15 protein-coding genes and 1 riboswitch are annotated in these 15,134 nt (G+C 66.0%); of the genes, 3 read left to right on the top strand and 12 right to left on the bottom strand.

What is annotated here, in order from left to right; genetic code table 11:
• Positions 1-75: 75 nt before the first annotated feature.
• From CWS35_RS33920 to CWS35_RS33900, 5 genes are all read right to left on the bottom strand, one after another.
• Positions 76-684 carry a thiamine phosphate synthase gene (locus CWS35_RS33920; RefSeq protein WP_100955535.1) on the bottom strand — a complete coding sequence of 203 codons (609 nt, stop codon included), beginning with the start codon at positions 682-684 and terminating at the stop codon, positions 76-78.
• Positions 671-1,453: a thiazole synthase gene (locus CWS35_RS33915; RefSeq protein ID WP_100955534.1), complete on the bottom strand. Its 783-nt coding sequence runs from the start codon at positions 1,451-1,453 to the stop codon at positions 671-673. Before CWS35_RS33915 ends, CWS35_RS33920 begins: the two co-directional genes overlap by 14 nt.
• Positions 1,454-1,630: 177 nt before the next feature.
• Positions 1,631-1,828, bottom strand: coding sequence for a sulfur carrier protein ThiS (gene thiS / locus CWS35_RS33910; RefSeq protein ID WP_024579983.1), 198 nt, complete (start codon positions 1,826-1,828; stop codon positions 1,631-1,633).
• On the bottom strand, positions 1,819-2,790 hold the full coding sequence (locus tag CWS35_RS33905; protein WP_100956898.1) for an FAD-dependent oxidoreductase: 972 nt from the start codon (positions 2,788-2,790) through the stop codon (positions 1,819-1,821). Before CWS35_RS33905 ends, thiS begins: the two co-directional genes overlap by 10 nt.
• A gap of 28 nt (positions 2,791-2,818) precedes the next feature.
• A riboswitch (TPP riboswitch) is annotated at positions 2,819-2,976 on the bottom strand.
• A gap of 188 nt (positions 2,977-3,164) precedes the next feature.
• A complete protein-coding gene (locus tag CWS35_RS33900) occupies positions 3,165-3,689 on the bottom strand; it encodes a lytic transglycosylase domain-containing protein (protein WP_100955533.1) in 525 nt (174 codons plus the stop codon).
• A gap of 354 nt (positions 3,690-4,043) precedes the next feature.
• On the opposite strand from CWS35_RS33900, the gene CWS35_RS39715 reads away from it, so the two are divergent.
• Positions 4,044-4,214, top strand: coding sequence for a hypothetical protein (locus tag CWS35_RS39715; RefSeq protein WP_168200251.1), 171 nt, complete (start codon positions 4,044-4,046; stop codon positions 4,212-4,214).
• Positions 4,215-4,235: 21 nt separating this feature from the next.
• Here the strand turns inward: CWS35_RS39715 and CWS35_RS33895 are convergent, their stop codons facing one another.
• Together CWS35_RS33895 and CWS35_RS33890 are read right to left on the bottom strand one after the other, a co-directional pair.
• Positions 4,236-5,594, bottom strand: coding sequence for an ATP-binding protein (locus CWS35_RS33895; protein WP_024579987.1), 1,359 nt, complete (start codon positions 5,592-5,594; stop codon positions 4,236-4,238).
• A gap of 2 nt (positions 5,595-5,596) precedes the next feature.
• The gene (locus CWS35_RS33890; protein ID WP_024579988.1) at positions 5,597-6,334 is read right to left on the bottom strand and encodes a response regulator; all 738 of its coding nucleotides are present in this window, start codon (positions 6,332-6,334) and stop codon (positions 5,597-5,599) included.
• 289 nt (positions 6,335-6,623) lie between these two features.
• On the opposite strand from CWS35_RS33890, the gene CWS35_RS33885 reads away from it, so the two are divergent.
• Both CWS35_RS33885 and CWS35_RS33880 read left to right on the top strand, forming a co-directional pair.
• Positions 6,624-7,001, top strand: a complete 378-nt coding sequence (locus CWS35_RS33885; RefSeq protein WP_024579989.1) for a PRC-barrel domain-containing protein — start codon at positions 6,624-6,626, stop codon at positions 6,999-7,001.
• 330 nt (positions 7,002-7,331) lie between these two features.
• On the top strand, positions 7,332-7,853 hold the full coding sequence (locus CWS35_RS33880) for a PRC-barrel domain-containing protein (protein WP_024579991.1): 522 nt from the start codon (positions 7,332-7,334) through the stop codon (positions 7,851-7,853).
• A gap of 81 nt (positions 7,854-7,934) precedes the next feature.
• Here CWS35_RS33880 and CWS35_RS33875 read toward each other — a convergent pair whose 3' ends face one another.
• The 5 genes from CWS35_RS33875 to CWS35_RS33855 all read right to left on the bottom strand — a co-directional run bounded on the left by CWS35_RS33875 (position 7,935) and on the right by CWS35_RS33855 (position 15,026).
• Complete coding sequence (locus CWS35_RS33875) at positions 7,935-8,918, bottom strand: cysteine synthase A (protein ID WP_100955532.1); 984 nt, start codon at positions 8,916-8,918, stop codon at positions 7,935-7,937.
• Positions 8,919-9,110: 192 nt separating this feature from the next.
• A complete protein-coding gene (locus CWS35_RS33870; protein WP_245438782.1) occupies positions 9,111-10,496 on the bottom strand; it encodes a glycerophosphodiester phosphodiesterase family protein in 1,386 nt (461 codons plus the stop codon).
• Positions 10,497-10,679: 183 nt separating this feature from the next.
• Positions 10,680-11,651, bottom strand: a complete 972-nt coding sequence (locus CWS35_RS33865) for an HlyD family secretion protein (RefSeq protein ID WP_100955530.1) — start codon at positions 11,649-11,651, stop codon at positions 10,680-10,682.
• Positions 11,638-13,968 carry an ABC transporter permease gene (locus tag CWS35_RS33860; protein ID WP_100955529.1) on the bottom strand — a complete coding sequence of 777 codons (2,331 nt, stop codon included), beginning with the start codon at positions 13,966-13,968 and terminating at the stop codon, positions 11,638-11,640. Before CWS35_RS33860 ends, CWS35_RS33865 begins: the two co-directional genes overlap by 14 nt.
• A complete protein-coding gene (locus CWS35_RS33855; RefSeq protein ID WP_100955528.1) occupies positions 13,965-15,026 on the bottom strand; it encodes an HlyD family secretion protein in 1,062 nt (353 codons plus the stop codon). The genes CWS35_RS33860 and CWS35_RS33855 overlap by 4 nt, the downstream gene beginning before the upstream one ends.
• Between the last annotated feature and the right edge of the window lie 108 nt (positions 15,027-15,134).

Raw genomic sequence — 15,134 nt, 5'->3', positions numbered from 1 at the left:
GGGTCGCCCGGTCCATGTGCGCAATTGCGCACAGGCCGGGCGATGACGGCAGGGTGTGTGGAACGAGAGTCTGCATCACGCGGCCTCCGCGTTGAGGCCGAGCCATTGCCGCACCCGCGCGTCGGGGTCGGCGTTCTGGGTGACGTCGCTGACGACGGCGATTGAATCGGCGCCGGCTGCGAAGATCTCGGCGGCGTGCTCGAACTTGATGCCACCGATCGCGACAAGCGGGATGTTGCCGACCCGCTTCTTCCATTCGGTGATCTTCGGGATCCCCTGCGGCGCGAACCGCATCGATTTCAGCGTGGTGAAGAAGATCGGGCCGAGCGCGACATAGTCGGGCTTGGCGGCGAGCGCGGCCGCGAGCTCGGCGTCGTCATGGGTGGAGACACCGAGCGTCAGCTTGGCTTTACGGATCTCGGCGAGGTCGGCATCGACCAGGTCCTCCTGGCCGAGATGCAGATGCTCGGCGCCGGCGACGATCGCCGCGCGCCAGTAGTCGTTGACGACGAGCTTGGTCGGCGTGCCCTTGGTCACCGCCAGCGCATCGCGGACGATCTTGAGCGCCGCGGCGTCATCGAGCTCCTTGGCGCGTAGCTGGATGGTGCCGACGCCGAGCCTGGTCAGGCGCTCGACCCAGGCCACGCTGTCGACGACGGGATAAAATGGATCAGGATACGGCATGCCAGAACGGGGTCCCAACGACAGGGGTGGAGGGGGAGGCGAAATCGCGGGCTTCCATCAGCCCGGCTTCATAGGCGGTGCGGCCGGCCTCGACGCCGAGGCGGAAGGCGTTGGCCATTGCAATGGGATCGGCGGCCTTGGCGACCGCGGTGTTGAGCAGCACGGCGTCGTAGCCGAGCTCCAGCGCCTCGGCGGCATGCGACGGCGCGCCGAGCCCGGCGTCGACCACCAGCGTGATGTCCGGCAGGCGATCGCGCAGCAGCCTCAACGAGTCGCGGTTGGTGATGCCCTTGGCACTTCCGATCGGCGCGGCCCACGGCATCACCACCTTGCAGCCGGCCTCGACGAGGCGCGAGGCGACCGAGAAATCCTCGGTGCAATAGGGGAACACCTCGAAGCCATCCTTGATCAGGATGGTGGCGGCCTCGACCAGGCCGACCACGTCGGGCTGCAAGGTGTCGTTGTCTGCGATCACCTCGAGCTTGATCCAGGGCGTGCCGAACAATTCGCGCGCCAGCTTCGCAGTGGTCACCGCCTCCTTGACGCTGCGGCAGCCCGCGGTGTTCGGCAGCACGGTGACGCCGAGCTCGCGGATCAGCGACCAGAACGCATCGCCGGTCTTGCCGCCGGCCGCCTCGCGGCGCAGCGACACCGTGACGATGCTGGCGCCGGAGGCGCGGATCGCGCCCTGCATGATGGCCGGCGAGGGATACAGTGCCGTGCCGATCAAGAGGCGGGATGGGAAGGATTTGCCGTAGAAGGTGACCATGGTGTCTATGCCTCGTGGCCCTGTTCGCTGCCGCGCATACAACTCGTCGTCCCCGCGAAAGCGGGGATCCAGTATTCCAGAGGCCGCGCCGTAATACGGAGAAGCCGCGGCGTACTGGATCGCCCGGTCAAGCCGGGCGATGACGGCTGACTGTGGGGCTCGTCTGCACGCATCACATCATCCTCCCTGCCGCGGCGTGATGATCTCGATCTCGTCGCCGGCCTTCAATGCTGTCTCGGCCCAGCGGCTCTTCGGCACCACGTCGTAGTTGAGCGCGATCGCGAAATGCGTGCCCTCGTAGTCGAGCTCGGCCAGCAGCGCATCGACACTTGCCGCCGCGATCTCCCGCTGCTCGCCATTCACGATCACGCGCATTGCATCACCTCGTTGTCGATTTCGCCGCGCGCGAGATAGGCGAGCGTCAGCTCGGCCAGCGCCGGCGCCAGCAGGAAGCCGTGACGGTAGAGTCCGTTCACCGTGATGCGTTCCTGTTCGATCCTGATTTTCGGCAGATTGTCCGGAAATGCCGGCCGCAAGCCGGCACCGAATTCGACGATGCGGGCCTCGCCGAACGCCGGATGCACGACATAGGCGGCCCCTAACAGCTCCAGCGCCGAGCGCACGCTGACGCCGTTGTCCTCGGCCTCGATCGAGGTCGCGCCCAGCATGAAGCGACCATCGCCGCGCGGGATCACGTAGAGCGGCCAGCGCGGATGGATCAGCCGCACCGGGCGCAGCAATTCGACCTCTGAGGTCTCGATGATGATCATCTCGCCCTTGACGCCGCGCAGGCTCGGCTCGTGGTCGCGCGCAGCCAGCCCGCGGCAGTCGATCACGAGGCCGTCGAGATCGTCAGCCTCGGCGTCGCTGCCGAACTTGATGGCGCCGCCGGCCTTGGCGATCGCGGCATGCAGCCGCGGCAGCACGCGGCGCGGCTCGACATGACCCTCGTCCGGATAGAACAGGCCAGAGCCGAAGCGGCCCTCGAGCGCCGGCTCCAGCGCGCGAACGCCCTCGGCGTCCAGCCGTCGGTAACCGGTGGTGAGTCGGGCAAAGCGCTCGAAATCGGTGCGGTCGCGCGGATGCGCCACCACCAGCGAGCCGTTGAACGGCGTTTCCGGGAAATGTCGCCGCCACAGATCGAGCGAGCGGATGCCGAGTCGGGTGATCACCGGCTCGGCGGCCTCCTCCTCGCACCACGGCGCCAGCATTCCGCCGGCCCAATGGCTTGTGGATTCCGTCATCCCGGCGTCACTGCGCTCGTGCAGGGTTACGGCACGCCCGGCCTCTGCGAGCAACAGCGCATGCCAGGCGCCGGCTATGCCTGCGCCGATGATGGAGACGGGGGAATCCCCCGCGGTCTTGACGTCTGATACATCCCTGTCCCTTCGCCGGCATGACCCGGATCAGGTTCAAAGGGTCACCGCGGTCCCGGACTGTTCGCAACTTCGTCGATGACAAAGTGGCGAAGTCCAAGCTTGCGGTATCTCAGCTCCTCCTTCGGAGCACCCCTCGGAACGCCTCTAATGTAAGCGGATGGGCTGACGTGTCAACGTGTATGCCCGAAGCTGCACCCCGGTGTGCGCAGGGCGCTCGTGTCCCGGACGCAGCGCAGCGCGCGGCGGTGCCCTGCCGAGCCGGGGCCCATGTCCTTCGAAATGGAGATCCCGGCTCTGCGGCGCAACGCACCGCGTCCGGGACATGCAATCAGCTATTTGGCAGCCTGTTCCGGCTTCGGCTCGGCGGTATCGGCCGTTCCCTGTTCCTGCTTGGCCAGTTCCTTTGGCGGTGCACCCGTGCCGCCAAGCTTGGCTTCCTTGAGGCGATCCCCACGCTGCCGCTTTGCGACGTAGTAATACCCGCCCGCGAAATAACGCACGGCTCGATCGAAATCGCCATGGGCGGCCCGGTAGGCGCCGGCGAGGTATTTGACGCCATACCGGAGGTTGGTCGCGGCGTCGCGCAGGCCTTCGGCGGTACCGGTGTAGCCGACCCCGCGGGCGGTCGCGAGCTTGATCTGCATCATGCCGATGGCGCCGCCGCGCCCGATCAGATGCGGCTGATACTTGCTCTCGCGCACGATGACGCGATGCACCAGCTCTTCCGGCACCAGGTTCGCCTGGGCCTCGGCCGTCACCATCGCCTCATATTGCGCGCGCGATTGCGCCTGCGCGCCGGCGCAGGATGCAAACCACGCGGCGGCGGCAAGGAAGCTGAGAGTCTGAACGGTCTTCATGTCGGGTCGCCCGGGTGATCAACGCGCGTCGGTTCTGCGGTCTCATTGGTACGCCGAGCGGGCAGGAATGTGGCAAAGCCTTCGCATAAGCGAAGGTTCTGCGTCCGTGACGGTCCGGCCGCCGGGTGTGCCGGACGATGCAATCGATCGATGCGCCAAAATGTCTGACCCGATTTTGCCGCACACAATCCACAGCGGTTTGTCGTGCAAACGACTCGATCAAGGTCTAGACTCCGTGCACGACAGAGCGCGCGTGTTCAGTCAGCACGTCTGTCCATTCCAAAGCACGCAAAAACAACATTCGGGAGATGCGCCGTGAATCGTCAAGATTCGGTCCGACAGGACACTGGCTACATGCCTCGCGAAAATCCCTGCGCGCAATGCGGCAAGCCGATCGCTCGTCCCGACTGGGTGGAGCACAGCGAAGGCCGCACCTCGTATCTGTGGAATTGCCGCGCCTGCAACTATCGCTTCGAAGCCATCGCGATCTACGAGCACGCGCAGCTCACGCCGCTCGCGGCCTGATGTCCTAATCGCTGGTTCTGATCAGGCCGCGGATTTTTGCGGCGGCTGCAACTGCTGCTGCCGTCCCGGCAGCTCGATCCGGACCACCAGTCCGTGCGGCTTGCGGTCGTGCAGCGACAGCGTGCCGCCATGCGCCAGCACGATGGCGTTGGCGATCGACAGGCCGAGGCCGAAGCCTTCGGCCTCATCCATGTTGCGCGCCTGGTCGCCACGCACGAACGGCTCCAGCACGGTCGCCTTGTGCGCGTCGGAAATGCCGGGGCCGTCGTCCTCGATGTCGACGACGAGGCGATCGGGCCTGACGTCGAGGCGGACGGTCACTTCGCCGCCGAACCGCGTGGCGTTGTCGACCAGGTTGGTGATGCAGCGATGCAGGTCGGCCGGCCGCGCCGTCGCCATCGCGTGCTGCGGGCCCTCGTAATTGACCTTGTGCCCCATGTCGACGAACTGGTCGGTGACGAGGTGCAGCGTGCTCGCGATGTCGACCAGCGTCATCGCCTCGAGCTTGCGGTCGTTGCGCAGGAACGACAGCACCGATTCCAGCATCGAGCGCATCTGGTCGAGGTCGCGCAGCATGCGGTGGCGGTGGGTCTCGTCCTCGATGAATTCGGCGCGCAGCCGCATCCGGGTGATCGGCGTGCGCAGGTCGTGGCTGATCGCGGCCAGCATCTTGGTGCGGTCGTCGATCAATGTGGTGATGCGCTCGCGCATCCGGTTCAGCGCCTTGGCCAGCGAGCGGATCTCCTCGGGACCGCGCTCCGGCAGCGGCGCGGCGGCGCCGTTCAGGCTGAAGGTCTCGGCAGCCTTGACGAAGGACGACAGCGGCGCGGTCAGCGCCCATGCCGCCCACAGGCCGAGCAGGGTGACGCTGATGACGGCGAACAGCACCGTCATCATCCACGGCCCGCCCCAGAACGGCCGCATGTGCTGATCCGGCATCAGGTTCGCCGCGAACATGGCGCCGTCGGGCAAGCGGATGGCGACTCGGCGGACCTCGCCATCATGCGGCGTGCTGCCCGCCTCGCGCGGCACCGAGAACACGTGATAGCCGGCGCCGAGCCGGCGCAGCGCGTGCAGGCTGGGCGGGTCGGCATCGGTGAGCGCGCCGCTATTGGCCGGCAGGTCGCTGATCGCCAGTTGCGGGAAGGCTCTGACAATATCGGCTTGCAGCCGCGGCCGCTCGGACGCCGGGGCATGCCCCAGCAGTTGCGCGGCGGCGGCGAGCTGGGTGTGCCAGCGATCCGAAGGCTCCGGCCGGTCGGGGCGATGGATCAGGAAGGTTGCGGTGATGATCAGGTGCAGCGCGACGATCGAGACGACGACCAGCGCCGCCATCTGGGCGCCGATCCCCCGCAGACTCAGCACGCGCAGCAGTCTCATCGTCAGTTGCTCGGGGCGGCAGCCGCCTCCACCCGCGGGGTGAACACATAGCCGCCGGAGCGCACGGTCTTGATCATGGTGGCTTCCTGCGGATCGGGCTCGATCTTGCGGCGGATGCGGCTGACCAGCACGTCGATCGAACGCTCGAACGAGCCGGCGCTGCGGCCCTGCGTCAGGTCGAGCAGGCTGTCGCGCGACAGCACGCGGCCGGGCCGTTCGCAGAAGGTGCGCAGCAGGTCGAACTCGGCGCTGGTCATGGCGACGCGCGCACCCTCGGGGTTGCGCAGCTCGCGCAGGCGGATGTCGATGCGCCAGCCGAGGAAGGTCAGCGTGGTGGCACCCTCGATCGCGCTGGCGTTGCGGGCGGCGGCCTGCCGGCGCAGCACCGCGTTGATCCGTGCCAGCAGCTCGCGGGGGTTGAACGGCTTGGCCAGATAATCGTCGGCGCCCATCTCGAGGCCGAGGATGCGGTCGACGTCCTCGCCGCGCGCGGTGAGCATGATGATCGGCGTCTGCGACTCCGCGCGTACCTTGCGGCACAGGCTGAGACCGTCCTCGCCGGGCAGCATCACGTCGAGCACGAGGAGATCCACCCGGTGATCGGTCATGGCCTTGGCCATTTCGCGGCCGTCGGAGGCGGTCGTGACATGGCAGGAATTGGTGCGGAGATATTTCGCGATGAGCGACCGCGTCTCGCGGTCGTCCTCGACGACTAGGATATTGGGCGCAGCCTGGGTCATACCGACTCTTTTGTCCGTGATTCGGGGGAAGCGGCTCAGGATTTTTGTTTCAGTGTATTTCTGAAATCTTGCCCGGCATAACGAGTTAACAGGTCGGCGCGGCGGAGAAAAGTTATCGTTCTGTCATCCAGCGTAGCCCGTTGAAATACGGATAGAACTCCGCCGGCTGCGATGCGGTGCCGGAAGCGGTCCGATGGCCCGGAAAAGGGAAGCGCGACTGTCCTATCGGGGGCCGGAACCGGTTTCGACGGCAACGCGTTGTTTCTCTTTTCAAGCGAGGGAGGGTGAGATGGCTGTCGACGTCCGGACCAGACCGCATCAGCTCATTGCAAGCGATCGGGTCGAGGGCACCGCGGTGCGCCGGGCCAATGGCGACATGATCGGCCACATCGAGCGGCTGATGATTGACAAGATTTCGGGCAGGGTGTCGTACGCGGTGCTGAGCTTCGGTGGCTTCCTCGGGATCGGAACCAACCTGATCCCGCTGCCCTGGGGCCGACTGCACTACAACACCAAGTTCGAGGCCTACGAGCTCGACATCGAGGATGATGAGCTGAAGCGCGCACCGTCGTTCCGTGCCGACAAGGATTTCGATTGGGGCGACCGCTCGCAGGAAGCCGAGCTGCATCGCTTCTATGGCGTGCCGCCCTATTGGGGCGGCTTCTGATCGCGCGGTCGATCGGCTCATCTCGATCGAGAGCCCTGTCGCGAGCGCGGTTCGCCGGGACGACTTAGTGAGCCAAACATCGTCAAATCGGGGACTGCGCGTCCGGCGCAGTCGTGAGGCTCAACCGCAGCCCAATTGAAAGCTGGCGACTTCCTTCGTCAAGCACCACAACGTTCCCGGCGCCGGACCGTCGCAAACCGAAGCTTGCCTCGTCGCTGCCATGACGTTCCTCCGCGCCGTGGCGGCGTTTGACCGCAGCCTCGGTAGGAACGGTTGCGCAGATGACGGGTTCTCCCAGCATCGATTTTGCGAACTGAGGAGAGCGCAACAATGTTGGTCAAATCCATCATCGCAGGCGTGGCCGGCTCCGCCCTGCTTGCAACTGTCGCGATTGCACAGACGCCAACCGACAAGGGCGACAAGATGGCTCCTGCGGCGTCGACGACGACGACATCGCCGACGTCCTATCAAGGCAACTGGCGCGCATCGAAGGTGGTCGGCCTCAGCGTCTACAACGACAGCAATGAGAGCGTCGGCTCGATCAACGATCTGCTGATGGACAAGAGCGGCGCCGTCAAGGCGGTCGTGATCGGCGTCGGCGGCTTCCTTGGCGTCGGCGAGCATCTGGTCGCCGTGCCGCTCGACAAGGTGAAGTTCGTCAGCGAGCCGATCGCCTACACCGGCGCCGCCGGCGCGTCGAATACCGGCAGCACGACCAAGACCACCACCACCGGCGCGGCACCCGCCGCTACGGCGTCGAAGCCAAATCCCTGGTACCCGGATCACGCCGTGTTCAGCGCGACCAAGGATGAGCTGAAGGCGATGCCCGAGTTCAAATATTCGACCGAGTAACGCGCATCGCATCGTGAGGAAAACAGGCGCGCCCGGTATTGCCGGGCGCGCTTTTGTTCTGCGCGGACGGCGCGCGAATCCTCATTTCAACCAAGGCGGCACGGGCAGGTTCTTGCTGCGCAGGAAATCCGGATTGAACAGATTGGACTGGTAACGCTGGCCACCATCCGCCAGGATCGTGACGATGGTCTTGCCCGGGCCGAGATCGCGCGCCAGCCGCATGGCGCCGACGATGTTGATCGCGCTGGAGCTGCCCAGCACCAATCCCTCATGTGCGATGAGGTCGAACAGCACGGGCAAGGCCTCCTGGTCGGTGATCTGGTAGGCCATGTCGATCGGCGTGCCGTCGAGATTCCTCGTCACCCGCACTTGGCCGATTCCTTCGGTGACTGAATCGCCCTCGGCGGTCAGCTCGCCTTTGGTGAACCAGTTGTAGAGCGCGGCACCCATCGGGTCGCTGAGCGCGATCTTCACGTCCGGATTGCGTTCCTTGAGCGCGCGGGCGATGCCGCCCAATGTCCCGCCACTGCCGACGGCACAGGTGAAGCCATCTACCTTGCCGTCGGTCTGTTGCCAGATCTCGGGACCGGTCGTGCGATAATGTCCGTCGCGGTTGGCGACGTTGTCGAACTGATTGGCCCAGAACGCGCCGAGTTCTTTGGCGAGGCGACCGGAATAGTTCGCGTAGTGCCCGGGGTTGGAGGAGGGCACGGCGGGCATCAGGCGAAGTTCGGCGCCGTAGAGCCGCAGCATGTCCTGCTTCTCCTGGCTCTGGGTGTCCGGCATGACGATGACCGAGCGATAGCCGCGGACATTGGCCACGAGCGCAATGCCGATCCCGACATTGCCGGCGGTGCCTTCCACGATCACGCCGCCCGGCTGGAGCTCGCCGCGTCGCTCGGCGTCGTCGATGATGGCGAGCGCCGCGCGATCCTTGATCGAGCCGCCGGGATTGAGAAACTCGGCCTTGCCGTAGATGTCGCAACCGGTGGCGTCAGATGCTCCGCGGAGCCTGATCAGGGGCATGTTGCCAATCGCTTCGAGCAGACCCGACCGCACCTTCATGATGCACCGCCTTTCGCTTCGTGGGGCATCTTAAGCGAGGCGGATCAGCGCATTGTTGCTGTTATGAAGTCAATTCGCGCAACATCTCTATCGCTGCGGCCGCGATACCGGTTGTTTTGTTCTTTTTCAGTCGCGAGCCGAGCCGCTGTCATCGTCGGCCCGGCCCGCGTTCGGTTCAGGTCGCGTATGGTGTCACCAGCCGAGTTCGCGCAAGTAAGCCGCGCGGGCGGCGACGCCGGTGTGGGTGAAGTCCGTGAACACGCCATCCACGCCGAGGCGGAAGAACTTCAAATATTCGAGGGCAGGGTCGCCGCGATAGTCGGCCGCGAGATATTTCTTCTCGTTGCGGAACGTGAAGACGTGCACGAACAGACCGAACTTGTGCGCGTCGGCGATCACGCTGGTGGCGTCCTGCGTCGAAGCCTCTGCGGTTGATCCCTTGTAGGGCTTGCCGTCGGCGCCAGCGTCCTTCCAGGGCGAGATCTTGTACGGCACGATATAGGCCTTCCAAGGACCGACGCCGTCGGCATAGGTCTTGATCTCCGCGAGGCCCGCAGGCGTCAGCATCGCGTCGAAGGTGCGGCTGTCACCTGCAACCGTCCAGTCATACGGGCGGGAATTCGCGATGTTGTTGAGCAGCACCTTGCCGGTCTTGAAGTCGACGCCGTTGCCGTCGACGAGCTGGACCTGCCGCGTTTCCAACCCATGGCTGCGCATGTATTTCAGGCTGCCGGGCTCGAAGCTCTGGACGATGATCGGCGCGTCCTTCGCGTTGAGGCCGTTATCCCCGATGATCTTGATCAGGGCATCCTCGAGCGGATGGCTGCCCGGCGCGCCGCAGCCATTGGCGATGGCCTGGGCGTTGTTCCAGGTCGGGTTCTTGGTTTCCGGATAGACCGCGATGGTCCGACCCGTCGCCTTGCTCTTGGCCTTGGCGATGTCGATGATGTCCTGGAAACTGATGATCGGAAACTTGCCGTTGAACAGTTTTGGCCGTTCGTTCGCCGCATCATAGGTGGTGCCGCCGATCCACTGCTTCAGCTCGGCCATGGTGAAATCGGTGATCGACCAGTCGTTGGTGTGGTCGTCGCCGTCGACGATCAACGCCTTCAGCACCGATTTGGCATCGGCCGGATCGACGAGATCGATGGGATACTCAGCCGGGCCGCCGCTCGAAGCGGGAGCCTTGACGAGAACGCCGCGCACCGTGCGCTTGCGGGCCGCGACTTCCGGATTGGTCTTCGCGACTTCGGCGACGTTGGTGTTGTCGCCAAGCCACGGGTTGTGACGCGCGACCAGAATACAATCCTTGGTGAGGTGCAAATCCTCTTCGAGCGCGTCCGTTCCGAGATCGGCGGCCAATTCATACGATGCCTCGGTCTCCTCGGGCACCAGGCCGGGCACGCCGCGATGTCCGATCACCAGCGGCATTTTTCCATCGACGGTGAGAAAGGGTTTGGCACCGGCCGGCGCCGCACCGCTTTGTGCCAATGCCATCGACGGCAGCAGGACCGCCAGTGCAGCCGCACCGAGCAGCATCGCTCCAACATGAACGTTTCGTCGCGAACGAATCTGCATGACGGCCAAGCCTCCATCTTCCATATCGCGTCGGGGCTGGCATGCCGCGGGGACGAGCCGAATGCGGCCGACGCTGTGGTCTTCTTGTCTCAATCTTCTGACAGGCGGATGACTGTGGTGCGGGAGGGCAGGGGCGAAGCGTTGAGACGCGCGTTGTTACCGCTTGCGGCCGGGCGCTACGCCTCAATGCTCGATCCGCACGCTCATGCCGGGTTCGAGGCCGCCGCCCGCGCCGGCGGGGTCGAGACGCAGCCGCAGCGTGTTGCGGTCGTGATCGCCGATCACGCGCTCGGCCTGCCAGGCGGCGAACACCCCGAGCGGCCGCATCTCGGTGACGAGCGCCTTGGTCGCGTCGCCGGTGGTGCTGCGTACCACATTCACCGTCTTGCCGATGGCCAGGCCGTTGAGGTGGTCCTCGCGCACATTGAACGAGAGCCATTGCTGGCCCGCCGCCGCGATCGTCAGGATCGGCTGGCCCGCGCGGACGTTCTCGCCCACTTCCGCGGCGATCACGCTGACCACGCCGTCGACCGGCGCGCGCAGCACCATCTTGTCGAGCCGGCGGTCGAGCACCGCGACGGCGGCCGCGGCCGCTTGCACCTGGGCGTCGGCGATGGCGCGCTCTTCCTTGGTCGGTCCCGCCACCGCGGCATCGTAATTGGCTTGGGCAGCGGTCACGCCGGCTCGCGCCGCGGCAACGTCGTTCTCGGCCTGGTCGAGCGCCTGCTGGGTCTCGAAATTCTGTCCCGCCAGCGTGCTGATCCGCTTGAGCTGGGTCTCGACATAGTCGAGACGCGAATTGGCCTTGGAGATCGCGGCCTTCAGGGATTCGACCTGTTCGCGGCGAACGCCGGCATAGACATTGTTGCGGCTCGCGACCGCAGCGGCGAGCGCGGCGCGCGCCTGGTCGGCCTGCGCGGTGAGTTCGATGGCGGAGAGCTTGGCGAGGACATCGCCGGCGTGCACCTGCGCGCCTTTCTCGACCGCGACCGACAGCAGCTGGCCGTTCACCTCCGGCTCGATGCGGACCTCGGTGGAGCGCACCACACCGACGATAGCGGGAGCAGACGTCGCGCGGCTCTCGGCGTAGACCAGCACGCCCGCGACGAGCACGAGCGGGATTGCGATAATGGCGACGCGGCTAGCGTTGGGCATGTTGCTGTCCCCTCTTGAACACCAGTGCGGAGAGCACGGCGAGCACGAAGTAGCCCACGGCCAGGCACCACAGCCTGGCCCAGTCATGCGAGACCTCCCAGATGCTTGCGCCGAGCTGGTTGATCCGCACCAAGCCGTCGATCGCGGAGTCCGCCGGGAACAGGCGGCCGAGCGCAGTGGCGGCATCTGGAATGGCCTCGCGCGGCCACGCGAAGCCGGCGGTGAAGAATTGCGGCAGACTGGTTGCCAGCAGCAGGATGGTGGCGTTTTCCGGCCGCGTGAACCAGGCGCCGATCGCCTGTCCCAGGAAGCTCGTCGCCAGTAGGAATACTGTCGCCAGCGCGAAGATCTGCGGCAGATGCCCGAGCGTCGAGAAACCGTAGATCCGCGGCAGCACGATCAGATAAAGCGCCAGTGTCGGCAGATAGATGGTCAGATGGGCGACGCCGCGCCCGAACACACCGGCAAAGGCATTCCCGGTGTTCGCCAGCGCAGTGCCGGTCAGCATTGCCGCTCCGATCAGCAGCGTCTGTTGCAGGATCAGGATGAAGGCCGCCGGGACGATGTAGCTGGCATAGCCGCCCACCGGGTTGAAGATCGGTTGCAGCAGCACGTTGGCCGGGCTGATGCTCGCCAGCTTTGCCTTGACGAGGCTTCCGTCGGAGCGGGCGCCGCGCGACACCAGCTCGGCTGTCAGCGTGCCGATCGCGGTGGCGACGGCGCTCGCGGTGGACCTGAAGATGAACAGATAGGTGGCGTCGGCATAGACCGGGATGTGCGCGGTCAGGCCCTTGAGCACGTCGCGCTCGGTGCCGGGCGGGATCTGCACGGCGGCAAACGCATTGCCGCGATCGATCGCGGTGCGTGCCTCGGCAAGCGTGCGGGCGCGGACCGTCACGCTCAACGTGCCGCTGGCATCCAGCGTCTCGACGACCTGGCGGGAGAGATCGCTGAGATCATTGTCGACGACGGCAATGGGGAGCTTGCGGAGGATCTGGTTCAGATAGGGCTGCGGATAATAGATGCCGTAGACCAGCGGCGCGACGAATAGCAGGCTCAAGGCACTGCGCGTTCCGAGCACCCGCCGCCACTCCGCAACGAACGCGCCGCCGACGCCGCGCGGTGCCGGTTCGACGACGACCGGTTCGGCCGGCCGCGGCGCCACAAACCAGCCGCTGCGCGTCAGGCTCGCCATGCGCAGCCACGCCAGCGCGGCGAACAGCAACGTGAGACCCGCGAGCGCCGCGAACGGCATCGCCGATTCCGAGGCGGGCAATCCACGCGCGGCCTGTCCCATCAGCACCGCCATGTACCAGCGCAGCGGCAGGATCGCGCTCCAGAGCTGCGCGAAGGTGTTCATGCCGATGGTCGGAAAGCCGACACCGGCATAGCCGAAGGCGGGCGAGGCGATCAGGCCGGCAAGTCCGAGCCCGGTCGCGAGGTCGCGGACCAAGAGCTGCAACAGCGCGCCGAGCGAGAGATAGGCGATGATGAGCAGCGATCCCGCGGCGATCATCAGGAGCGCGTCGCCCTTGAAGGGGATTTGCAGCACGCCCTCCAGCACCAGCGTCTGTGCCAGCATGATCAGGGCGAAGATCACGAACAGCGGCGCCAGCTTGCCGGCGAGGGCTGCGACCGGATCGCCGCCTGCGCTTTCGAGCCAGGCCCGCGCGTCGCGGCGGCGGAATTCGGAGCCGACGGAGTAACCGGCGGCAAGCGTGATCACCACGTGGATGATGGTCGGCAGCAGTGCACGCAGCAGGAACTGGGCGTAGTTCTTCTGCGGATTGACCAGTGCGATGGTCTCGGCGCTGAGCGTTCCCATCGACGCCGGGGCAGGCGCGGCGCGGTTGGCGGGCGCGGCGGCGGCCGCAGCAGCCGACAGGGCATCGTTCAGGCCGGACGAGGCGATGCCGGCCGCGGTGAGGAATTGCTGGTTGTAGAAGCCGACGACCTGCGGGCGGCGATCCGCCTTCAGGTCGCGTTCGAAATTCGGCGGGATGAAGATCGCCGAGATCGCTTTGCCGGAGCGGATGTCCTGCACGGCGGTCGACAGCGAACCGGAATCATCGACGATCCGCAGGCTCGGCGACGCCGCGACATGCTGGGTCAGCGCGCGCGAAGTATCCGATTTGTCGGCGTCGACGATGGTGACGCCGAGGCCGCGGATCACCGGTTGGCTGAACACGGCCGTGAGCACCACGAAGGCGAACAGCGGCACGCCGAAGATCAGCAGCAGCGCGACGCGATCGCGCAGCAGCCACGCGCACTCGCGCTGCGCGACCAGCCAAAAGCCGGGCTTCGAGGCCAGCCTCATTGGCGCGTCTTCCAGTCGAGATAGGCGCTCATTCCCGGCCGCAGCTCGGGCACCGGCTGAACCGGATAGGCGCGGATCGAGAATGTCCGCAGATCGAAATCGCCGGTGGCGCGGGTCGCCCGCCAGCTCGCATATTCGCCCTTGGTCGCGATCAGCTTGACCTCGACCGTGACATGGCGATCGTCGAGCGCCGGAATCCGGACGTCGAATTTGTCGCCGACCTTGAGGCCCTTGACCAGATCCTCACGCAGATCGAAGTGGATCCACAGATCGGCCAGATTGATCAGCGTCACCAGCGGCACGCCCGGCGAGACGAACTCACCCGGCTCGACATTGCGCTGGTAGACCTGCGCGGCGACCGGTGCGTAGACCGCGAGCTGATCGATCACCGACTGGACGCTCTGAATGTCCGCTTCGGCCTTCTCGACGTTTGCCTTCGCGATCGCACGTTCTTCCTTGGTGTAGCCGTTGACCGCCTGCTCATAGGCCGATTTGGCCTGGTCGAGCCCGCGCTCGGCCTCGTGCAGCGCATCGGTGGTCTGGTCGAGCCGGGCCTGCGGCGCGTTGCCTTGCTCGGTCAATGTCTTGGCGCGGTCGAAGGTCTTCTGCGCCAGCACCTGCGCTGCTTGCGCGCGCTCCATCTCCGCCTTGCGCGCGGCGATGGTTTCGACCCGCGTTCCGACCAGCACATTGGCAAGCTGTGCATCGGCGACGGCCTTGGCGGCCCGCATCTGGTCCTGTTTTGCGAGCGTCTCCGGATTGTCGATGCGCACCAGCACGGCGCCTGAGGCCACGTTCTGGCCGCGTTCGACCGGGATGTCCTTGACCCGTCCGTCGACGCGCGCCGCGATGTCGAGCCGGGTCGCATCGACCTCGCCCTGCACCAGCAGCGGCTCCGGCCGCAGCAGATAATAGACCGACAGCGCAATGATGACGGCTGCGACGAGGCCGACGACGATGGCCGGCACCCGCGTGGCCGGGTGCGCGGTCTCCCGTTGTGGTGCAGTGGCCGGTGTGGGCGGGCTGTGGCTCTCGTTACCGGAAGGCGACACGTCCATGGCGACCCCACATTGGCTTGCAACCCAGTCATTCACTATGGCGTGGATGTTAGACCCTGCCAACCACGGTGGCGTGTCCGAATTTGCCTCGATTTGTCCGGTTCCGAA

It is taken from the genome of Bradyrhizobium sp. SK17, from assembly GCF_002831585.1.
Lineage (GTDB): Bacteria > Pseudomonadota > Alphaproteobacteria > Rhizobiales > Xanthobacteraceae > Bradyrhizobium.
The sequence above is the reverse complement of the archived record's forward strand: the minus strand, read 5'-3'. Positions and strand labels throughout refer to the sequence as shown.